Here is a 20,025-nt window from a genome sequence, read left to right as displayed (position 1 = left end):
CGGTCAGGCGTCGACGGCGACGTCGGCGTCGTGGTGGATGCGCCCGCTCAGCTCCATGAGCCGGGCCCCGCCGCCGCCCCACCGGGCGGCGATGATCTCGGCCGCGATCGAGACCGCGGTCTCCTCCGGGGTCCGGGCCCCGAGGTCGAGGCCGATCGGCGACGACAGCCGCGCCAGCTCGACCTCGGTCAGCCCTGCCTCGGCCAGCCGCTCCATCCGGTCCTCGTGCGTGCGCCGCGACCCCATCGCCCCGACGTAGCCCACCTCGGGCAGCCGCAGCGCCACCTCCAGCACCGGTACGTCGAACTTGGGGTCGTGCGTCAGCACGCAGATGACCGTGCGGGAGTCGAGACGGCCCGACTCCTGCTCGGCGGCGAGGTAGCGGTGAGGCCAGTCGACGACCACCTCGTCGGCCGACGGGAAGCGGGTCGCGGTCGCGAACACCGGCCGGGCGTCGCACACCGTGACCTTGTAGCCGAGGAACCCGCCGATGCGCGCCACCGCGGCCGCGAAGTCGATGGCGCCGAACACGATCATGCGGGGCTGCGGCGCGAAGCCCCAGACGAAGACGCGCATGCCCTCGCCGCGCCGCTCGCCGTGGGGGCCGTAGGTCAGCACGCCGCTGGTGCCGTTGGCCAGCAGTCCGGTGGCGTCGTCGGCGACCGCGGCGTCGATCCGCTCACCACCCAGCGTCCCGTGCCGGGGCTGCCCCGGGCGCAGCACCATCCGCCGGCCCACCAGTGACGGGTCCGGGTGGTCGACGACGGTGGCGACCGCGACGGGCCGGTCGGCGGCCAGGTCGTCGGCGATCTCGCCCAGCTCGGGGAACGTCTCCTGGTCGACCTTCTCGACGTAGACGTCGAGGATGCCGCCGCACGTCAGCCCCACCTCGAACGCGTCGTCGTCGCTGACGCCGTACCGGCGCAGGCGCGGGGCACCCTCGGCGACCACGGTCTGCGCCAGCTCGTAGACGGCTCCCTCCACGCAGCCCCCGGAGACCGACCCGACGGCGGAGCCGTCCGGGCCGACCAGCATCGAGGCACCCGGCGGGCGGGGCGCGGAGCGGAACGTCGCCACCACCGTGCCCATCCCGACCGTCCGGCCCTCGCGCCACCAGCCGACGAGCGGCTCGATCACCTCACGCATCCGCGACCACCTCCAGCACCTTCTCGAAGGCCGCCACGGAGTGGCCGGCCACGAACTCGTCGACGTGCGGCAGCGCCGCCACCATCCCCTGCTGCACCGGCTGGTAGCCGTCGCGTCCCTTGTGGGGGTTCACCCACACCACGCGGTGGGACAGCCGGTGCAGCCGGGCCATCTGCTCGGCCAGCAGCGCGGTGTCCCCGCGCTCCCAGCCGTCGCTGAACAGCACCACGACCGCGCCGCGGACCAGCCCGCGCTGGCCCCACCGGTCGAGGAACACGCGCAGCCCCTCCCCCAGCCGGGTGCCGCCGGACCAGTCCGGCACGGCCTCGCCGGCCGCGACCAGGGCCCGGTCGCCGTCGCGCAGGTGCATCGCACAGGTCAGCCGCGTGACGCGGGTGCCGACGCTGAAGACCTCGGTGTCCCCGACGCTGCCGATGCGGTGGCTCAGTCGCAGCAGCGCGTCGGCGTAGCGGCTCATGGACCCGGACACGTCGACGAGCAGCACGATCCGGCGCGCGCGCGTCGACCGTGCGCGCCAGGCGACGTCGACCGGCTCGCCGAGCTGGCGCAGCGTGCGGCGCAGGGTGGCGGAGGTGTCGACGGTGCCGCGCCGCGCCGGCGTCCGGCGGTACGACGTGCGCGTGGGCGCCCGGGGCCGCAGGGTCGCGAAGAGCTGGTTCAACCGCGCCCGCTCGGCGGCGTCGAGCGTGGCGACGTCGCGGTGCCGCAGCACCTCGGTGGCGCTGGCGGCGACCTCGGCGTCCTCGGACTCGGTGCCCTCGCCGGTCGCCTCCTCGAGGTCGAGCGCGGCCTGGCTGACGGCGGGCGGGTTCTCGCGGGCGGCCCCGCGCTGCTCCTGCTCGTCGGCGAGGAACCACGCGCTGAAGACCTGGTCGTAGCGCTCGAGGTCCTCCGGGCCGGAGCACAGCGTCGCCCGCCCGGCCCAGTAGACGCCGCGGTCCGCCCCCAGGCCGACCCGCGTCACGGCGTGCAGGAAGGTCTGGCTGCGGTCGGAGGTCACCGCAACCCCGGCCGCGCGCAGCGCCCGGGTGAAGCCGAGCAGCCAGACCTCGGGCGGCGTCCTGGGCGGGACGACGTCGAGGGTGGCGGGCGGGGTCGGGCTCACGCCAGCATCCGCTCCAGCGAGGCCCGCACGCGGTCGGTGTCCTCGCGGTGCTTGAGCACCGCGCCGAGGGTGCGGGCCGCGGTCTCGACGTCGAGCTCGCGGGCACCGAGCCGGTCCAGGGCCCGAGCCCAGTCGAGGGTCTCGGCCACGCCCGGCGCCTTGAGCAGGTCGGCGGTGCGCAGCCGCTGGACGAGCGCGACGACCTGCTCGGCCAGCAGCGCGGGCACCTCGGGGGCCCGCGAGCGCACGATCGCGACCTCGCGCTCGAGCCCGGGATGGTCGATCCAGTGGTAGAGGCAGCGGCGCTTGAGGGCGTCGTGCAGCTCCCGGGTGCGGTTGGAGGTCAGCACCACGGCCGGGGGCACGGCGGCGGTGACGGTGCCGAGCTCGGGGATCGTGACCTGGAACGTCGAGAGCACCTCGAGCAGGAACGCCTCGAACTCGTCGTCGGCGCGGTCGATCTCGTCGACCAGCAACACGGCCGGGCTCTCGCGCAACGCCCGCAGCACGGGCCGGGCGAGCAGGAAGCGGTCGGAGAACAGCGAGTCCTCGACCTCGGTCACGTCCCGGGTGGACGCGCTGGACTCGATGGCCCGCAGGTGCAGGATCTGGCGCGGGAAGTCCCAGTCGTAGAGCGCCTGGCTGGCGTCGATGCCCTCGTAGCACTGCAGCCGGATCAGCGGCACGCCCATCGACTCCGCCAGCGCCTCGGCCAGCGCCGTCTTCCCGGTGCCGGGCTCCCCCTCGAGCAGCAGCGGCCGCGCCAGGTCCAGGGCCAGGAAGCCCACGGTTGCCAGCGCGTCGTCGCACAGGTAGCCGGTGCCGCCGAGCCGTTCGGCCAGCTCCTCCGGCGATCCGGGGGTGCGTGCCGCTGCGCCGGGCGTGCCGGGCGCTGCTGCTCGGCCGGCAGGGGTCGGGTCGGTCACAGGAGGTCCTCCGGTCGGTCGACGTCGTGGCCGGTCGCGAGGTCGCCGCACTCGACGAGCGCCACCTCGCGCCGGTCGTGGCTGGCGAGGGTGGCGAGGTAGTGCCGGGCGCCGAAGTCGACGGCCCCCGGGGTGCCGAGGGCCCGGGCCACCTCGGCGGCCAGGGCGAGCTGGTGGTCGAGCCCGAGCAGGACCGGGTGCCCCGGCTCCCCGTCGTACGCCGCACGCGCGACGGCGCCGTGCCCGGCCCCGGCCTCGCGCCAGGCGTCGGCGACCCGGGTCACGACCGCGGCCCCGACGTCGGGCAGGTCGACGAGCAGCACGACCAGCGCGTCCGGGGGGTCCTGGCCGGTAGCGGCGAGGCCGGCGGCCAACGAGGCGGCCATGCCGCGGTCCCAGTCGTCAGCCCGCACGCTGCAGACGGTGTCCGCAGGCCACCGGGACGTGCCCTCGGTGAGCAGCGTCTCCGCCTGCTCGGCCTCGGCGCCCAGCACCACGACGACCTCGTCGCAGCCGCCCTCGAGCAGCACGTCGACGGCGCCGAGGAGGCGCGGGCGGTCCGCGGCGTCACGCAGCAGCGCCTTGGGTCGGCCCATGCGACGACCGGCCCCGGCGGCCAGCAGCAGTCCGCTCACCCGGGTCACGCCGCGAGGCTAGCCCGCGCAGGTTGGTCGAAGGTTTGTCGGTGCCCCGCGCCGGACCGGCGACCGGGTCGAGCACCCGACCGGCCAGCAGGGAGCGGCCGAGGAGCGGCGCTCAGGAGGTCAGTGGGCGGGACCGGGCTGGCGGCTCATCGGGATCCAGAGCGTGAACCGGTCCGCGCGGTAGGTCGAGCGCGAGACCTCGACCGGGGTCCGTCCGGAGAAGGCGCGACGGGCGACCCGCAGCACCGGGCTGCCCTCGGCGATGCCGAGCAGCCGCGCCTCGGGGTCTTTGGCCAGGCCGGCGTCCACCGAGTCCTCCCCCCACGTCGGGGCGAGGTCGCGCCGGGCGAGGTCCTCGTAGAGCGATTCTGGGAGGTGGTCGACCAGCCCCGGCACCATGGCGGCCTTGAGGAAGGCGTCCTCGACGCACATCGGGGCGTTGTCGGCCAGCCGCACTCGCTGCCAGTGCACGACGGACTCCCCGACCGCGATCTCGAGGGCCCGGGCCACGCCGGGGCCGGCGGCCTCGAGACGCGCCAGCAAGGTGCGCGACGCCGGCCGGAGCCCGCGGTGGCGCATCTCCTCGGTGTAGCCGTGCAGGCGCATGCTCTGCTCGTGGCGCTGGTCGGCCACGAAGGTGCCGCGACCGGGGACCCGCTCGAGCAGCCCCTCGGTGACGAGGGCGTCGAGCGCCTGGCGCACCGTCATCCGGGCGACGCCGAAGTACTGCACGAGCTCGCGCTCGGACGGTGCCGGGGTGCCGGCCTCGGCACCCTCCACCAGGGCCCGGACGTACTCGCGGACCTGGACGTGCTTGTGAACCGCTGACCCTGCGCCGGTGCCCGAAGTGGCGCGAGTGACGACAGCCGCTTCTCCCATGAGCGTGTCTCCTTCGCGATCTGACCCCGTCACTGTGGCACGTCCGAGTCTAGGGCGGCGGCGTGTCGAGGAGATATGGCGCGATCGGGCTGCTACTGAGCGGTAATTGCTCGCAGCACATTCAGGCGAGCTGCCCGGAATGCCGGGAAAAGCGCAGCAAGAACGCCCAGAATGCCCGAGACCACGACGAAGGTCACGAGCACGGGCCACGGGATGGCCAGGTCGGACAGCCCCTGGTCCTCGAGCGCGATGACGACCGCCGAGCCGAAGCCGGTGCCCATGATGACGCCGAGCAGCCCGCCGAAGACAGCGATGACGACGGACTCGAGGATCACCATGCGTCGCAGCTGGCGACGCGTCACCCCGACCGCGCGCAGCAGCCCGACCTCGCGGGTGCGCTCGATGACCGACAGGCTCAGGGTGTTGACCACGCCGAGGATCGCGATGATCACCGACAGCCCGAGCAGCCCGTAGATGAAGGCCAGGAACTGGTTGATCTGCTCCTGCTGCTCCGCGGCGTAGCCCTCGGGGTCCTTGACGGTGACCGTGGGCTGGTCCTCGATGACCTTCTCGATGTCCTCGCGGACCTCGTCGGTGTCGGCACCGGACTCCTTGACGACGTAGACGAACGCGTCCACCGGCGCGAGCCCGCCGTCCTCGAGCGTCTGCTGCGTCGTCAGGTGGGAGAACCCCAGCCCCTGCCCGGCCGGGAAGAGCGCCACCACCTCGAGCTCCTGCTTGCCGGCCTGGAAGTCGACCTCGACGGTGTCGCCCACCCCGAGGTCTGCTCCGCGGGCCGTGCCGGCGTCGACGGCGACCGTGCCGTCGCGCAGGTCCTGCAGCGAGCCCTCCTCGACCGGGAGCGCGAGCTCGACGCCGAAGGCCGCGGGGTCGATGCCGCCGACGGCCGAGCCGGTGCCGTCCACGTCGACGAACGCCTGGCGCATCGAGGCCACCGAGGCGACGCCGTCGAGGTCCTCGACCTGCTCGGCGATCTCCGGGGAGAACGGCTGGCCGATGACGTTGCTGATGATGAACTGCGACGTCACGACCCGCTCGATGGTCGACTGGGTGCTCGCCGAGGCGCTCGCCCCGAACACCGCCATCAGCGACATCAGCGCCAGCCCGATCATGAGGGCGCTGGCGGTGGCGGCGGTGCGGCGCGGGTTGCGCAGGGAGTTCTCCGTGGCGAGGTTGCCGACCTCGCCGAAGACGCGCCGGTAGACCGCCCCGAACAGCAGGATGAGCGGTCGCCCGAGGAAGGCGCTCGCGAGGGACACCCCGATCAGCATGGCCAGGATGCCGCCGCCGATGAGCGTGAGACCGGTCGTGCCGTCGTCGACCTGGAAGCCGGCGGTCATGAGGCCGGCACCGGCCGCGAAGAGCACGAGCCCGATCGCCACCCGCTTGCGCAGCGCGCCCTCCGGCAGGGCGACGTCGTCACGCAGGGCCGCCATCGGTGCGATGCGGCTCGCACGTCGCGCCGGCAGGAGGCCGGCGACCGAGGTCACGCCGAGACCGACGACGTACGACGCGACGACCGCGGTCGTCGTCATGGGGAAGTCCGCGCCGCCGAGGTCGAGACCGAAGGTGCCGAAGAGCCACCGCAGCCCGAGGGCCAGCAGGTACCCCACACCGAGGCCGACCGTGGAGCCGATGAGGCCGACGACCACGGCCTCGAGCAGGACCGAGCGGTTGACCTGCTTGCGGGAGGCGCCCAGGGCCCGCAGCAGCGCCAGCTCACGACTGCGTTGCGCGACCAGGATCGAGAAGGTGTTGATGATCAGGAAGACCCCCACCACGAGGGCCACCCCGGCGAAGACCAGCAGGAAGGTCGTGATGAAGCCCAGGACCTCGTCGAGGCCCTCCTTGTTGACCTTCACGATCTCGTCGCCGGTGCGCACCTGCAGGTCGTCGGGCACGACCGCGGAGGCCGCCTCGGCGAGCTCCGTCTGGCTCACCCCGTCCGCCGCGCGCAGGGTGACCGAGCTGTAGACGTCCTCGCCCCCGAGGAACTGCTCCTGCGCGGCGCGGGTCTCGAAGATGGTCAGCGTCGCGCCGTTCGTCCCGGACCCGAACGCCACGACTCCCGTGAGCGTCGCGGTCATCACGGGCGGCTCGCCCGGGGTGGTCACCTTGACCTCGTCGCCGACGACGTAGCCGCCGTTCTCCGCGGCGGCCTCGTCGAGGGCCACCTCCCCCGGACCGCTCGGCGGCTCGCCCTCGACGTACTCGACGATGGGGTCGCCGGCCACGTTCACGGCGCCGTTCTCGTTGAACCCCAGTCCCGGCGGGCCGTTGCCGCCGACGACCTTGCCGTCCTCACCGATGAGGTAGACGTTCTGCAGGTTGACGTTGGGGTAGACCTCGGCCGCCTCGGGCAGCGCCTCCAGGTCCTCGACCACGTCGGCGTCGATGGTGCGCGCGTCCTGCACCGAGTCGAAGTCCGTCGCACCGGGGTAGGCCACCTCGACGTCGGAGGTCGATCCCTCGATGATGTCGTCGAAGGCGCCCCCCATCGCGTTGGTGAACACCAGGGTGCCGGCCACGAAGGCGACGCCCAGGACGATCGCGAAGGCGCTGAGCAGCAGCCGGACCTTGCGGGCCAGCAGGTTGCGCAGGGTGACCCGCAGCACGGCTCAGGCGCCTTCGCCCGACGGAGCCGCGTGACGGGCCCCGACCGGCTGGGTGAAGAGGGTCATCTTCTCCAGCACCTTCTCCGCGGTGGGCTCGCGCATCTCGTCGACGACCTTGCCGTCGGCGAGGAAGACCACACGGTCGGTGTAGCCGGCCGCGACCGGGTCGTGGGTCACCATGACGATGGTCTGGCCGAACTCGTCGACCGAGCGCTTGAGCAGGCTGAGCACCTCGGCCCCCGAGCGGGAGTCGAGGTTCCCGGTGGGCTCGTCGGCGAAGACGATCGAGGGGCGGCTGGCGAGAGCCCGGGCCACGGCGACGCGCTGCTGCTGCCCGCCCGAGAGCTGGTTGGGACGGTGGTCGAGGCGGTCCCTCAGGGCGACGGTGTCGATGACGGTGTCGTACCAGCCCGCCTCGGGCTTGCGGCCCGCGATCGCCAGCGGGAGCAGGATGTTCTCCTTCGCCGTCAGCGTGGGCACCAGGTTGAAGGACTGGAACACGAAGCCGACCTGGGTGCGTCGCAGCACCGTCAGCTGCTTGTCCTTGAGCCGCGACAGCTCGGTGGCGCCGATGAAGACCGATCCCGAGGTGGCGGTGTCGAGCGCGGCGCAGCAGTGCATGAGCGTCGACTTGCCGGAGCCGGACGGACCCATGACGGCGGTGAACTCCCCGGCGTGGATGTCGAGGGTGACGCCGTCGAGGGCGCGCACCTCGGCGTCACCCTCGCCGTAGGTCTTGTGGAGGTCCACGACGCGCGCGGCGACCTCACCGGTGACGGGACGGGCAGGGGCTGCAGCGGACACGGGGACATCCTCGGGCTGGGGGACCTGAGCCCCGACGCTACCGACTGCGACCGCACCGGCTCCACTGCGTTTTGTCACGTCGCCGGCGGACCGTTCGTCACGGGTGCGACGGCGGGCGGATCCTCAGCCGAAGGCCTGGCGGTAGAGCACCTCGAGGTCCGGGGACCAGACGTCGGTGGCCCCGCAGATCATGACCTGGGTGCCGAGGGCCGCCACCAGGTAGCGGTCGCCCCGGCGGAAGATCGGGATGGCCTCGGTGCTCCGGGTGCCCCGGAGCGTGGTGACGACGACCGACTCGTCGCGCTCCCTCCCGCGGCGGGAGGCGAACCAGGTGTCGACCTTCAGCTCGACGTCGCTGCCGCTGATGTTCTCCACCCGGCCGTCGAAGGCGACGTCGGCGCGCGACAGGGCGTCGGCCGTGGGCGACAGGCAGCGCCCGGAACCCGCGGCGGGCAGCTGCAGGGTCACCGGCGTCTCGGCGGCCGGCGTGCCGCCGGTCTCCTCCGGCTCCGAGCACCCGGCGAGCAGCGTGAGGGCGGCGAGCGCGACGGCGGCGCGTCGGACCATGACCCCTCCTCGGGCGGCGCCCGGTGACGCCGTACGCCGAACCTAGTCGGGGCCGGCGGGCGGTGGGCCCCGACCGGGCAGATGCGTGGGAAAAGCACGCCCGGGCGGCCTGGCGGGGTGCTTGTCCCACGCATCTGTCGGGACGGGACAGGACACCCCACCACACGAAGTCTCTCGCACAGGTGTTCGAACGAGTGCTACCGTGACCGGCATGGCGCTCACGCTCCAGCCGTCGCTCTTCGACCCGCCGGACTCCCCCGACGCCGGGTCGTCGAGCGCCCTGGCCGGCCGGCTTCGTCGTACGACGTTGACCCGCGGGGCCTGGGTGGACCACTGCCCGGGGTGGCTGACCGGGGCCGACGAGGTGTTCCTCGACCTGCTCCGCTCGGTGCCGTGGCAGGCCGAGCGGCGGCAGATGTACGACCGGGTCGTCGACGTGCCCCGGTTGCTGGCGCACTACGGGGCCGGCGAGCCGCTCCCCCACCCGCGGCTAACGCAGGTCCGTGAGGAGCTCAGCGACCACTACGAGCCCGAGCTGGGCGAGCGGTTCGTGACGAGCGGGCTCTGCCTCTACCGCGACGGCCGCGACTCGGTGGCGTGGCACGGCGACCGCATCGGGCGCGGCCGCACCACCGACACGATGGTCGCGATCCTGTCCCTCGGCGAGCCCCGGCGCCTCCAGCTGCGCCCCAACCCCGACTCGGTCCCCTCGCTCGCCGGACTGACCCGGACCTTCACGCTCGGCCACGGCGACCTGCTCGTCATGGGCGGCTCCTGCCAGCGCACCTGGGAGCACGCCGTGCCCAAGAGCAGCACCCCCTGCGGCCCACGGATCTCGGTCCAGCTCCGCCCCCGCGGCGTGCTCTGAGCGGGTGTCGGTTTCACTGGGTACCTAGTGAAACCGGCGCTTCCCGAACGAAGTTTCGCTCGGGAAGCGCCAACATCACTAGGTACCCAGTGAAACCGACAGGGCCCCAGCACGGCGAAGGGCCCCGAGGCGGATCGCCTCGGGGCCCTTCGGGTGCTGCGGGTGGTGCTGGAGGTGCTGGTGGTGGGCGGGACTCAGAAGTCCATGCCGCCCATGCCGCCGTCGCCGCCAGGCATGGCGGCTCCGGCCTTCTCGGGCTTGTCCGCCACGACCGCCTCGGTCGTGAGGAACAGCGCCGCGATGGAGGCGGCGTTCTGCAGCGCGGAGCGCGTGACCTTGGCCGGGTCGAGGATGCCCTCGGCGACCATGTCGACGTACTCACCGGTCGCGGCGTTGAGGCCGTGGCCCGGGGTCAGGTTGCGCACCTTCTCCACGATGACGCCGCCCTCGAGGCCGGCGTTGACCGCGATCTGCTTGAGCGGGGCCTCGGAGGCCTGGCGCACGATGTTCGCGCCGGTGGCCTCGTCGCCGGAGAGCTCGAGCTTCTCGAAGGCAGCCTCGGTGGCCTGCAGCAGCGCCACGCCGCCACCGGCGACGATGCCCTCCTCGACGGCCGCCTTCGCGTTGCGGACGGCGTCCTCGATGCGGTGCTTGCGCTCCTTGAGCTCGACCTCGGTGGCCGCGCCGACCTTGATGACCGCAACACCGCCGGCCAGCTTGGCCAGGCGCTCCTGCAGCTTCTCGCGGTCGTAGTCGGAGTCCGACTTGTCGATCTCGGCGCGGATCTGGTTGACGCGGCCCTGGATCTGCTCCGCGTCGCCCGAACCCTCGACGATGGTCGTCTCGTCCTTGGTCAGGACGACCTTGCGGGCCTGACCGAGCAGCTCGAGGCCGGCGGTGTCGAGCTTGAGGCCGACGTCCTCGCTGATGACCTGGCCACCGGTCAGGATCGCGATGTCCTGCAGCATGGCCTTGCGGCGGTCACCGAAGCCCGGCGCCTTGACGGCGGCGGACTTGAAGGTGCCACGGATCTTGTTGACGACCAGGGTGGCCAGGGCCTCGCCCTCGACGTCCTCGGCGATGATCAGCAGCGGCTTGCCGGACTGCATGACCTTCTCCAGGACCGGGAGCATGTCCTTGACGTTGGAGATCTTCTGGTTCGCGATGAGGACGTAGGCGTCCTCGAGAACCGTCTCCATGCGCTCGGGGTCGGTCATGAAGTACTGCGACAGGAAGCCCTTGTCGAAGCGCATGCCCTCGGTGAGCTCGAGGTCGAGCCCGAAGGTGTTGCTCTCCTCGACGGTGATGACGCCTTCCTTGCCGACCTTGTCCATGGCCTCGGCGATGATCTCGCCGACCTGGGGGTCAGCCGCGGAGATCGAGGCGGTCGAAGCGATCTGCTCCTTGGTCTCGATGTCCTTGGCCATGCTCAGCAGCTGGCTGGAGACGGCCTCGACGGCCGCCTCGATCCCGCGCTTGAGGGCCATCGGGTTGGCGCCGGCCGCGACGTTGCGCAGGCCCTCGCGGACCATCGCCTGGGCCAGGACGGTGGCCGTCGTCGTGCCGTCACCGGCGACGTCGTCGGTCTTCTTCGCGACCTCCTTGACCAGCTCGGCGCCGATCTTCTCGTAGGGGTCCTCGAGCTCGATCTCCTTGGCGATCGAGACACCGTCGTTCGTGATCGTGGGGGCGCCCCACTTCTTCTCCAGGACGACGTTGCGTCCCTTGGGACCGAGGGTCACCTTGACGGCGTCAGCGAGCGTGTTCATGCCACGCTCCAGGCCGCGTCGGGCTTCCTCGTTGAAAGCGATGAGCTTCGGCATAACTCCTGCGATTCCTTCGCGTGAAGTCGGGGGAATGGACTGAGGAGGACGCCCGCGACGGACGGTCCGGCTGACCCGACGAACCCTTCCCGTCGGCGCTGGTGGACCTCGTCTCCCCGGCCCGGTGGTGCTGTGTGGTGCGATGTCGTGCTGTCACTCTCCTAGGGAGAGTGCTAATCAATGTTTAGCACTCGCCCCAGACGAGTGCAAGACGCGTCGGGACCGCGACGGTCTGGACCGGACCCGGGCGCCGCCGGCGCCCGTTGACGCTCCTGCCGCGCCGCCCTATGTTCGTCAGCACCTCGTGGGTGCGACGGGGCAAGGCCGGAGAAGCGCGCGAGCGCTTCTCCGGCCTCTTGTGTCCGTGCGGCCCGCAGGTCCTGCGGGTGGCGCTCAGCCCCCGGCGACGGCCGGGATGACCGAGATCTGCGCTCCCGAGGGGGTCTCGGTGCCGAGCCCCTCCAGGAAGCGGACGTCGTCGTTGCCGACGTAGACGTTGACGAAGCGGCGCAGCTCGCCGGTCTCGTCGACGATGCGTGCGCGGATCCCCGGGTAGGAGCCGTCCAGGCTCTCCAGGACCTCGGCCAGCGTCCCACCCTCGGCGGACACCTCGGAGTCGCCTCCGGTGTAGGTGCGCAGGATGGTGGGGACACGGACGTGGACGCTCATGGTGCTCCTCGGGCAGCGTGGTCGGCCGGTTCAGGCCAGGCCGGTGGACAGGAATTCGGTGTACGACGGGTCGATCGTTGCAGTCGGGCCCACACGACCGGCGACCGCGTCGAGGGTCTTGAGGCCGTCACCGGTGTTGAAGACGACGGTCTCGGCGTCCGGGTCGAGCTGCCCGGTCTCCACCAGCTTCTTCAACGTGCCCACGGTGACGCCCCCGGCGGTCTCCGCGAAGACCCCCTCGGTGCGCGCCAGGAGCGCGATCCCGTCACGGACCTCGTCGTCCGTGACGTCCTCCACCGTGCCGCCCGTACGGCGAGTGACGTCGAGAACATACGGCCCGTCGGCGGGATTGCCAATCGCGAGGCTCTTGGCGATCGTGTCCGGCTTCACCGGGCGTACGACGTCGCGGCCGTCCTTGAAGGCGGCGCTGACCGGCGAGCAGCCGTTCGCCTGCGCCCCGAAGATCCTGTACGGCGTGTCCTCGACGAGACCGAGCCTGATGAGCTCCTGGAAGCCCTTGTCGATCTTGGTCAGCTGCGAGCCGCTGGCGACCGGGACGACGACCTGGTCGGGGATGCGCCAGCCGAGCTGCTCGGCGACCTCGAAGGCGAGCGTCTTGGAGCCCTCGGCGTAGTAGGGGCGGACGTTGACGTTCACGAACGCCCAGCCCTCCTCCTCGCCGGCGATCTCGGAGGCCAGCCGGTTGACGTCGTCGTAGTTGCCGCGCACGGCGACCAGCGAGCCGCCGTACACCGCGGTCATCTGGATCTTGGCCGGCTCGAGGTCGTGCGGGATGAAGACGACCGTGCGGATGCCCGCCCGGGCGCCGGCTGCGGCGACCGCGTTGGCCAGGTTGCCCGTCGAGGGGCACGCGAAGACCTTGGAGCCGAGCTCGCGGGCGGCCGAGAGGGCGACGGCGACGACGCGGTCCTTGAAGGAGTGCGTCGGGTTGCCGGAGTCGTCCTTGACCCAGAGGCTGCGCAGGCCGAGCTCGCGCCCGAGGTTGCCGGCCTTGAGCAGGCGGGTGTAGCCGGGCTCCATGTTCGGCGACAGCGAGATGTCCGAGGGCACCGGCAGCAGCGGCTGGTAGCGCCAGATGTTCTTGGGGCCCGCCTCGATCTGCTCGCGGGTGACCTGCGGGAAGTCGTAGCCGATCTCCAGGGGGCCGAAGCACTCCTGGCAGGCGTAGAACGGCCCGAGGGGCTGCTCGGCGCGGCACTCGCGGCACACGAGGCCGGTGGCGTGCCCGAAAGCACCGCTCCGCAGGGTGGTGGGCTCGATCACTGATGCGCTCAAAGGATTCCTCCTTCTCATCTTCCCCGATCGGCGTCTTTCGCCTCGGGACGGATGTAGCACCGTGACCACGACGGGCCAGCGCGACCGTCAGGGGGTCGTTCTGGCTCCTCGGAGGAAGTCATCCGGGGGATGACTGCCGTGGCGGGTTGCCGGGGCTTCGACGGGCCGTGTCCCTCTGCCCCTCTCGATGAGCTGTGAGCAAGCCTAGGGAGCGCGCCGGAGATCCGCACATCGTGTCCGGCATCCGGACCCCTGTCTCAACCAGCGGGACGAGCGACGTCGGCGGCGAGCTGGTGGAGGAAGGCGACGACCCCGTCCGGGCCGTCGACGACGAGGTCCGCCTTGTCCACGAGCGCCTGCTGCTCGTCGGAGCCGGAGCAGACCAGGAAGCCCACCATCCCCCGACGGCGCAGGTCGGCCACCGCGTCGAAGGCCTCGAGGTCGCCGAGGTCGTCGCCGACGAAGACCATCGCGTCGGCGTGCAGCTGCTTCTGCAGGCTGCGCACGGCGCTGCCCTTGTCCATGCCGGAGGCGCGGACCTCCACCACCATCCGCCCGGGCTCGGTGACCAGGCCGTGGCTGCGTGCTGCCTTCTCGAGGATCGGGGTGAGCGTCTCCTGGGCGCCGTCGGGGTCGTCCATGCGGCGGGTGTGGACGGCGACCGCGAGGCCGCCCTTGGACTCGATGTGGGCCTCGCCGAGGCCGTGGCGGCGCAGCAGGTCCGGCAGCTCGGACATGAGCGTGGCCAGGCCCTTGGGCGGGCGCGGCGAGATGACCCGGCGGTCCCGCGCCGACCACCTCTCGTTGCCGTAGTGGCCCAGCACCAGGAACTCGCCGCCCCCCTCAGCGACCTGCGCGCCGATCTCGTCGAGCTCGCCGAGCGACACCGCCTGGCGCACCGGACGCCCGGTCACCACCGCGACCGCCTCCACGAGCGGCGCGAGCTCGACCAGGGCCGCTCCGGCGTCGGGGTGGATGTGGGCGTCCTTGGGGTCCTCGACGATGGGGGCGAGGGTGCCGTCGAAGTCGAGGCCCACGACGGCGCGCTCCGCGCTCGTGACGAGCTCGTCGTACCGACGCTGGGAGAGACCGCTGGCGAAGTCCATGGGAGAACTCAACCAGAGGCGGCCGGCGACCTCACGAGGGCGCCGGGGCGGGTCAGGCGAAGTCGGAGGTGAGGATCACCGTGAGCCGGTCCATCGACATGGGGTCGACGGCCGGCAGGACGCGGGTGATGCCGAGGTCCTTGGACAGCAGCTCGGCGGCGTCCTGGAACCGGGGCGGGAAGTAGATGGTGGTGGCCGGGATCGTGCCGTACCAGTTGTCCGAGCCGGTGACCTGCCAGCCGGCGCCGCCGATGCGCGAGGCCGTGGTGCCGGCCAGGCCGGTGATGTTCGAGTTGTTGTAGACGCTGACGTAGACCTCACCGCGCTGCACCGGCGGGGGCGTCTTCTTCTTCTCCTTCTCGACCGTGGTCGGGTCGAGCACGACCGGCGCCTCGGTCGGCGCAGGAGCCGTGACCAGGACGGCCTGGTCCCCGTCCGGGGTCGCGGGGTCCGTCACGAAGAAGGCGACGCCGGCCATGAGCACGGCGGCCGCGCTCATCAGCGCCAGCGGCGACGACATCACGAAGCCCTCGTCGGCACCGGAGCGACGGCTCGGACGGCGCTCGGCGACGGCCACGGAGACGCGGTGACGTAGCGGCATCTCAGACCTCGAAGCCGAGGCGACGAGCGGAGCGGGCCCGCTGCCGCGTCGCGCGGAGGCGACGGAGGCGACGGACGAGGAGCGGGTCGTGGGCCAGCGCGGACGGGCTGTCGATGAGGGCGTTGAGCACCTGGTAGTAGCGCGTCGACGACATCTGGAACTGGTCGCGGACCGCCTGCTCCTTGGCGCCGGCGTACTTCCACCACTGCCGCTCGAAGTCGAGGATCGCCTGGTCGCGGGCCGACAGCTCGCCGGCCGGGGTCTCCGCGTCGCTCGGGGTGTGGGCGCGTGGGGCGCTGTCCATGCGGGCACTCCTGTACGACGACGGCGGGTCTGCGGACCCCATCGTAGGCACAAATGACAGGCGTGTCATTCGCCCCACGCCGACTAGGCTCGCGCCATGAGCGCCCCCCAGAACGACCGGAACGACCAGGAAGGGACCTTCGACTTCATCGTCGTCGCCAACCGTCTGCCCGTGGACCGGGTGGTCGCCGAGGACGGCGAGGTCAGCTGGCGACGCTCCCCCGGCGGACTCGTCACCGCGGTCGAGCCGGTCATGCAGAGCCACGACGGCGCCTGGCTGGGCTGGGACGGCGCCCCGGACGGCCCCGAGGACCACCTCGACGAGTCCGACATGACGCTGGTGCCGATCGCGCTGGACGCCGACGAGATCGAGCGCTTCTACGAGGGCTTCTCCAACGCGACCCTGTGGCCGCTCTACCACGACGCCGTGGCCAAGCCGGAGTTCCACCGCGAGTGGTGGGACACCTACGTCGCGGTCAACCGCCGCTTCGCCGAGCGCACCGCGAGGATCGCCGCCGAGGGCGCCACCGTCTGGGTCCACGACTACCAGCTGCAGCTCGTGCCGGCGATGCTGCGCGAGGCCCGCCCCGACCTCAAGATCGGCTTCTTCCTCCACATCCCCTTCCCGCCCAGCGAGCTCTTCGTGCAGCTGCCGTGGCGGCGCCAGATCCTCGAGGGCCTCCTCGGCGCCGACCTCGTCGGCTTCCAGCGCGCCGGCGGGGCCGAGAACTTCGTGCGGCTGGTGCGTCAGCGGGTCGGGCACCGCACGCAGCGCGACGTCGTCCACCTGCCCGACGGCCGCACGGTGCACGCCGCGGCCTTCCCGATCTCGATCGACTACGAGGGCCTGGCCGAGCTGTCGCGGACCGACGAGGTCAGCGAGCGCGCCACCGAGATCCGCGAGCAGATGGGCAACCCCGCCAAGCTGCTGCTCGGCGTGGACCGGCTCGACTACACCAAGGGCATCTACACGCGCCTCAAGGCGTTCGGCGAGCTGCTCGAGGAGGAGGAGCTCAGCGTCGAGGACGCGGTGATGATCCAGGTCGCGACCCCGTCGCGCGAGCGCGTCGACGAGTACCGCCGGCTGCGCGACGAGATCGACCGGCTCGTGGGCCGCATCAACGGCGACTACGGCCGCATCGGCCGTCCGGCCATCTCCTACCTGCACTCCTCCTACCCCAAGGACGAGATGGCGGCGATGTTCCGCGCCTCCGACGTCATGGTCGTCACGCCGCTGCGCGACGGGATGAACCTGGTCGCCAAGGAGTACGTCGCCTGCCGCCAGGACGACGACGGCGCGCTGGTGCTGTCGGAGTTCGCCGGGGCCGCCGACGAGCTCAAGCAGGCGTTCCTGGTGAACCCCTACGACATCGACGGCATGAAGGCCGCGATCCTCCAGGCCGTCCGCAGCCAGCCCCGCGAGCTGTCGCGCCGCATGAAGGCCATGCGGCGCACGGTGCGCGAGCACGACGTCGTCGACTGGGCCGAGCGGTTCATGACGACCCTGCGCGCGGAGTGAGCGGGACGACGTACGGCCGGGGGACGCGCTTCGGACGCTCCCGGGCCGTGACTGCACCCGCGGGTAACATGCGCGCATGGATCTGATCCCCAAGCCGGACCAGATCGTCGCAGCCTCCGCGAACGTCGCTCAGAAGGTGCTCTACGGTGGCGTCGCCGATCTCCGTCCCATGCCGCGCACGCTGATCGACGAGGGCACGCTGCGCGAGGTCTACCACTACCGCTCGCAGGGCCGGGTGCGCGAGACCGGCGACCCCGTCCTGCTCGTGACGCCGCTGGCCGCTCCCTCGCTGTGCTTCGACCTGCGGCGGGGCTGCTCGCTGGTCGAGCACCTGGTGACGCAGGGACGCCCGACCTACCTCGTGGAGTACGGCCAGGTGTCCTTCAAGGACCGCAACCTCGGCATGGAGCACTGGGTGCAGGAGGTGCTGCCCGAGGCGATCCGCACCGTCAGCCGCCACGCCGGCGGGCGCCCGGTGCACCTCGTCGGCTGGAGCCTGGGCGGCACGTTCTCGCTGCTGACCGCCGCCGCCTGGTCGAAGCTGCCGATCGCGTCGGTGACCGCGGTGGGCTCCCCCGTCGACGTCACGCAGGTGCCGCTGATCGCGCCCGTGCGCCCCCTGCTCGGCATCGTCGGCGACCGGGCGTCCCTCATCACGCTCGCCTACCGCGTCATGGGCGGCGTGCCGCAGCCGCTGGTCAAGCGGGCCTTCCAGCTCAGCGCCTTCGACAAGCTGGTGACCAAGCCGTTCGTGCAGCTCGCCAAGCTCGACGACACCGACTTCCTCGCACAGATCGAGGCCGTCGACCGCTTCACCAAGAACATGATCGCCTACCCCGGCCGGACGTTCGGGCAGCTCTACCACCGCATGGTGCGCGGCAACGAGCTCGCCGAGGGCACCGTGCACTTCGAGGGCCGCGACATCTCGTTCGCCGACATCACCGTGCCGGTGCTGGCCTTCGGCGGCTCCGGCGACACGATCGCGCCGGTCAGCTCGGTGCGCCCGATCGAGGACCTCGTGCCGGACCTGCGCTTCGAGGTCGTGCCCGGCGGGCACCTCGGCATGCTCACCGGCCGCGGCGCTCGCGAGACCACGTGGCGGATCCTCGACTCCTTCATCGACGAGCACGCCAGCGACGCGGGGCGCACGACGAAGCGCGCGTCGAGCGGGGCGCGGACGGCCACCGCGAAGAAGAAGCCCTCCGCCCCCGCGAAGCGCGCGACCGCCTCGCCCGCCCGCGGCGGCACCGTGCGCAACGCGCAGGGCGAGCCCGCCATCGGCTCCAACCCGAACCGCCGGTTCTCCTCGGCCAGCTCGCGGGGCCTGGCGGCCCCCAGGCGTGGCGCCAGCTGACCCCCGGGGGCGCCGCGCCCCCCGTCGCCTCACCTCCGCCGCGCTGTCCGCGCTCCTCCTCGCGACGCTGACCGGCTGCTGGTCCTCCGGCGCCGAGCAGCCGTCCGAGCCCTCCTCGTCGTCGGGCACGGAGCCGAGCACGTCGGACGGGCCGCAGACGCCGGCCTTCACGTCGTACGCCGCGCTGGGCGACTCCTACACCGCCGCCCCCTTCGTGCCGGTCACGGACCTGGCCGAGGGCTGCCTGCGCTCGAACGGCAACTACCCCGCGCTGCTGGCCGACGCGCTCGGGATCGCCGAGGTCCGTGACGTCAGCTGCAGCGCGGCCGAGACCCGCGACGTCGAGGTGCCCCAGAGGGTGGCCGGCGGCCAGGGCACCGTGCCGCCGCAGCTGCGCGCCGTACGCCGTGGCACCGACCTGGTGACGCTCGGGATCGGCGGCAACGACGAGGACCTCTTCGCGACCCTGGTCGGCTGCGTCGGCGGCTTCGGACCGGCCGCCCCGGGCGCGGCCCCGCCGTCCACGGGCCCGTGCCTGGGCGACGTCGCCGACCCGACGGCGGCCATCGGACGGGTCGGCGAGCGGGTCGCGCTCGCCCTGGACGCCGTCACCGCCGCCGCCCCGCGAGCCACGGTCGTGCTCGTCGGCTACCCGCGCCTCGTGGGCGAGGCCGGCGGGTGCCGCCAATTCCCGATCGACCCGAGCGACGTGCCCGCGGCGCAGGAGCTGGAGAAGGCGCTGCGCGACGCCCTCGCAGGGGCCGCCCGCCGCGCCGGCGTCACCTTCCTCGACACCTACACCCTGTCGGCGGGGCACGAGATCTGCGCGGACGACCCGTGGGTCAACGGCCGCCGCACCGACGAGTCGCGCGCCCTGGCCTTCCACCCCTTCGCCGAGGGGCAGCAGGCCGTCGCCGACGCGCTCGCCGCGCGGCTCGGCCAGGAGGCGTCGTGACCGGCACCCTGGGGTCGCTGGTCGACCGCGGGCTCGTGGCCGCGGACTGGGCCGAGGCGCTCGCGCCGGTCGAGGACCGGATCGAGGCGATGGGCCGCTTCCTGCGCGAGGAGGTGGCGGCCGGGCGCGGCTACCTGCCCGCGGGCGACCACGTGCTGCGCGCCTTCCAGCGCCCGCTCGCCGAGGTGCGCGTGCTGGTCGTGGGCCAGGACCCCTACCCGACGCCGGGCCACCCGGTCGGGCTGAGCTTCTCGGTCGCCCCCGACGTACGGCCGCTGCCGCCGAGCCTGCTCAACATCTACAAGGAGCTCACGACCGACCTCGGCCACCCGATGCCGTCGAGCGGCGACCTCACCCCGTGGACCGAGCAGGGCGTGCTGCTGCTCAACCGCTGCCTCACCGTGCAGCCCGGCAAGTCCGCGGCTCACCGCGGCAAGGGCTGGGAGGCCGTGACGGACCGGGCCATCGAGGTGCTCGCGGCCCGCGGCGGTCCGCTGGCGGCGGTGCTCTGGGGCGCGGACGCGCGCCGGCTCAAGGCGTCGCTGGGCGCGGTGCCCGCGGTGGAGTCGGTGCACCCCTCGCCGCTGTCGGCGCGCAACGGCTTCTTTGGCTCACGGCCCTTCAGCCAGGTCGACGCGCTGCTCGAGGCCCAGGGCGCGCCGCCGGTGGACTGGCGCCTGCCCTGACCGCGGGGTGAGGGCTCCGCGATCTGCACAGGACCTCCACAGCACGTCCGCCACTTCCGCCCGCGCCCGTCCCTACCGTCGGCTCGACAGCACGGTCGAGGCAGACGAGACGGCGGC

The 20,025-nt window shown here is 72.5% G+C and carries 19 protein-coding genes and 1 riboswitch; of the genes, 5 read left to right on the top strand and 14 right to left on the bottom strand.

Translation table 11 applies throughout. The annotated features are described in order from the left end of the window. Positions 1-3 precede the first annotated feature (3 nt). The 8 genes from G7072_RS01615 to G7072_RS01580 form a co-directional block, all read right to left on the bottom strand. Positions 4-1,146: an XdhC family protein gene (locus tag G7072_RS01615; RefSeq protein WP_166083911.1), complete on the bottom strand. Its 1,143-nt coding sequence runs from the start codon at positions 1,144-1,146 to the stop codon at positions 4-6. Continuing rightward, entirely contained in the window at positions 1,139-2,272 is a 1,134-nt protein-coding gene (locus G7072_RS01610) for a VWA domain-containing protein (protein WP_166083910.1), read from the bottom strand. The genes G7072_RS01615 and G7072_RS01610 overlap by 8 nt, the downstream gene beginning before the upstream one ends. Continuing rightward, positions 2,269-3,114, bottom strand: a complete 846-nt coding sequence (locus tag G7072_RS01605; protein WP_240917244.1) for a MoxR family ATPase — start codon at positions 3,112-3,114, stop codon at positions 2,269-2,271. The genes G7072_RS01610 and G7072_RS01605 overlap by 4 nt, the downstream gene beginning before the upstream one ends. Before the next feature lie 80 nt (positions 3,115-3,194). Continuing rightward, on the bottom strand, positions 3,195-3,842 hold the full coding sequence (locus G7072_RS01600; RefSeq protein WP_166083908.1) for an NTP transferase domain-containing protein: 648 nt from the start codon (positions 3,840-3,842) through the stop codon (positions 3,195-3,197). Between the two features lie 120 nt (positions 3,843-3,962). Next, positions 3,963-4,721, bottom strand: coding sequence for a GntR family transcriptional regulator (locus G7072_RS01595; RefSeq protein ID WP_166083907.1), 759 nt, complete (start codon positions 4,719-4,721; stop codon positions 3,963-3,965). Between the two features lie 92 nt (positions 4,722-4,813). Then, a complete protein-coding gene (locus G7072_RS01590) occupies positions 4,814-7,357 on the bottom strand; it encodes an FtsX-like permease family protein (protein WP_166083906.1) in 2,544 nt (847 codons plus the stop codon). Between the two features lie 3 nt (positions 7,358-7,360). Continuing rightward, the gene (locus G7072_RS01585) at positions 7,361-8,161 is read right to left on the bottom strand and encodes an ABC transporter ATP-binding protein (RefSeq protein ID WP_166083904.1); all 801 of its coding nucleotides are present in this window, start codon (positions 8,159-8,161) and stop codon (positions 7,361-7,363) included. A 123-nt stretch (positions 8,162-8,284) separates the two neighbouring features. Beyond that, positions 8,285-8,728: a hypothetical protein gene (locus G7072_RS01580; protein WP_166083902.1), complete on the bottom strand. Its 444-nt coding sequence runs from the start codon at positions 8,726-8,728 to the stop codon at positions 8,285-8,287. A gap of 211 nt (positions 8,729-8,939) precedes the next feature. Here G7072_RS01580 and G7072_RS01575 point away from each other — a divergent pair, with 211 nt between their 5' ends. Continuing rightward, complete coding sequence (locus G7072_RS01575; protein ID WP_166083901.1) at positions 8,940-9,596, top strand: alpha-ketoglutarate-dependent dioxygenase AlkB; 657 nt, start codon at positions 8,940-8,942, stop codon at positions 9,594-9,596. Positions 9,597-9,790: 194 nt separating this feature from the next. On the opposite strand, the gene groL is transcribed toward G7072_RS01575, so the two are convergent. The 6 genes from groL to G7072_RS01545 all read right to left on the bottom strand — a co-directional run bounded on the left by groL (position 9,791) and on the right by G7072_RS01545 (position 15,395). Continuing rightward, a complete protein-coding gene (groL, locus tag G7072_RS01570) occupies positions 9,791-11,419 on the bottom strand; it encodes a chaperonin GroEL (RefSeq protein ID WP_166083900.1) in 1,629 nt (542 codons plus the stop codon). A gap of 393 nt (positions 11,420-11,812) precedes the next feature. Further along, complete coding sequence (locus tag G7072_RS01565) at positions 11,813-12,088, bottom strand: MoaD/ThiS family protein (RefSeq protein WP_166083899.1); 276 nt, start codon at positions 12,086-12,088, stop codon at positions 11,813-11,815. A 30-nt stretch (positions 12,089-12,118) separates the two neighbouring features. Then, a complete protein-coding gene (gene thrC, locus G7072_RS01560; protein WP_240917088.1) occupies positions 12,119-13,384 on the bottom strand; it encodes a threonine synthase in 1,266 nt (421 codons plus the stop codon). Positions 13,385-13,395: 11 nt separating this feature from the next. Next, a riboswitch (SAM riboswitch) is annotated at positions 13,396-13,578 on the bottom strand. A gap of 63 nt (positions 13,579-13,641) precedes the next feature. Beyond that, positions 13,642-14,490: a trehalose-phosphatase gene (otsB, locus tag G7072_RS01555; protein WP_166083897.1), complete on the bottom strand. Its 849-nt coding sequence runs from the start codon at positions 14,488-14,490 to the stop codon at positions 13,642-13,644. A 52-nt stretch (positions 14,491-14,542) separates the two neighbouring features. Continuing rightward, positions 14,543-15,091 carry a LytR C-terminal domain-containing protein gene (locus tag G7072_RS01550; protein ID WP_240917087.1) on the bottom strand — a complete coding sequence of 183 codons (549 nt, stop codon included), beginning with the start codon at positions 15,089-15,091 and terminating at the stop codon, positions 14,543-14,545. A 1-nt stretch (position 15,092) separates the two neighbouring features. Beyond that, positions 15,093-15,395, bottom strand: a complete 303-nt coding sequence (locus G7072_RS01545; protein ID WP_166083896.1) for a DUF3263 domain-containing protein — start codon at positions 15,393-15,395, stop codon at positions 15,093-15,095. Between the two features lie 96 nt (positions 15,396-15,491). Between G7072_RS01545 and G7072_RS01540 the strand changes: the two genes are divergently transcribed. The 4 genes from G7072_RS01540 to G7072_RS01525 all read left to right on the top strand — a co-directional run bounded on the left by G7072_RS01540 (position 15,492) and on the right by G7072_RS01525 (position 19,908). Then, entirely contained in the window at positions 15,492-16,913 is a 1,422-nt protein-coding gene (locus G7072_RS01540; RefSeq protein WP_166083895.1) for a trehalose-6-phosphate synthase, read from the top strand. A gap of 76 nt (positions 16,914-16,989) precedes the next feature. Beyond that, complete coding sequence (locus G7072_RS01535; protein WP_206063240.1) at positions 16,990-18,267, top strand: alpha/beta fold hydrolase; 1,278 nt, start codon at positions 16,990-16,992, stop codon at positions 18,265-18,267. Next, complete coding sequence (locus G7072_RS01530) at positions 18,254-19,222, top strand: SGNH/GDSL hydrolase family protein (protein ID WP_166083894.1); 969 nt, start codon at positions 18,254-18,256, stop codon at positions 19,220-19,222. The genes G7072_RS01535 and G7072_RS01530 overlap by 14 nt, the downstream gene beginning before the upstream one ends. After that, on the top strand, positions 19,219-19,908 hold the full coding sequence (locus tag G7072_RS01525) for a uracil-DNA glycosylase (RefSeq protein ID WP_166083893.1): 690 nt from the start codon (positions 19,219-19,221) through the stop codon (positions 19,906-19,908). The genes G7072_RS01530 and G7072_RS01525 overlap by 4 nt, the downstream gene beginning before the upstream one ends. The last annotated feature ends 117 nt before the right edge of the window (positions 19,909-20,025 follow it).

This window comes from Nocardioides sp. HDW12B, assembly GCF_011299595.1.
Classification (GTDB): domain Bacteria; phylum Actinomycetota; class Actinomycetes; order Propionibacteriales; family Nocardioidaceae; genus Marmoricola_A.
The sequence above is the reverse complement of the archived record's forward strand: the minus strand, read 5'-3'. Positions and strand labels throughout refer to the sequence as shown.

Coding starts and splice junctions, on each gene's coding strand:
- G7072_RS01615 (WP_166083911.1), bottom strand. CDS start 1,146: ATGCGTGAGGTGATCGAGCCGCTCGTCGGCTGGTGGCGCGAGGGCCGG.
- G7072_RS01595 (WP_166083907.1), bottom strand. CDS start 4,721: ATGGGAGAAGCGGCTGTCGTCACTCGCGCCACTTCGGGCACCGGCGCA.
- G7072_RS01580 (WP_166083902.1), bottom strand. CDS start 8,728: ATGGTCCGACGCGCCGCCGTCGCGCTCGCCGCCCTCACGCTGCTCGCC.
- G7072_RS01575 (WP_166083901.1), top strand. CDS start 8,940: ATGGCGCTCACGCTCCAGCCGTCGCTCTTCGACCCGCCGGACTCCCCC.
- groL (WP_166083900.1), bottom strand. CDS start 11,419: ATGCCGAAGCTCATCGCTTTCAACGAGGAAGCCCGACGCGGCCTGGAG.
- G7072_RS01565 (WP_166083899.1), bottom strand. CDS start 12,088: ATGAGCGTCCACGTCCGTGTCCCCACCATCCTGCGCACCTACACCGGA.
- otsB (WP_166083897.1), bottom strand. CDS start 14,490: ATGGACTTCGCCAGCGGTCTCTCCCAGCGTCGGTACGACGAGCTCGTC.
- G7072_RS01550 (WP_240917087.1), bottom strand. CDS start 15,091: ATGCCGCTACGTCACCGCGTCTCCGTGGCCGTCGCCGAGCGCCGTCCG.
- G7072_RS01545 (WP_166083896.1), bottom strand. CDS start 15,395: ATGGACAGCGCCCCACGCGCCCACACCCCGAGCGACGCGGAGACCCCG.
- G7072_RS01540 (WP_166083895.1), top strand. CDS start 15,492: ATGAGCGCCCCCCAGAACGACCGGAACGACCAGGAAGGGACCTTCGAC.
- G7072_RS01535 (WP_206063240.1), top strand. CDS start 16,990: ATGGATCTGATCCCCAAGCCGGACCAGATCGTCGCAGCCTCCGCGAAC.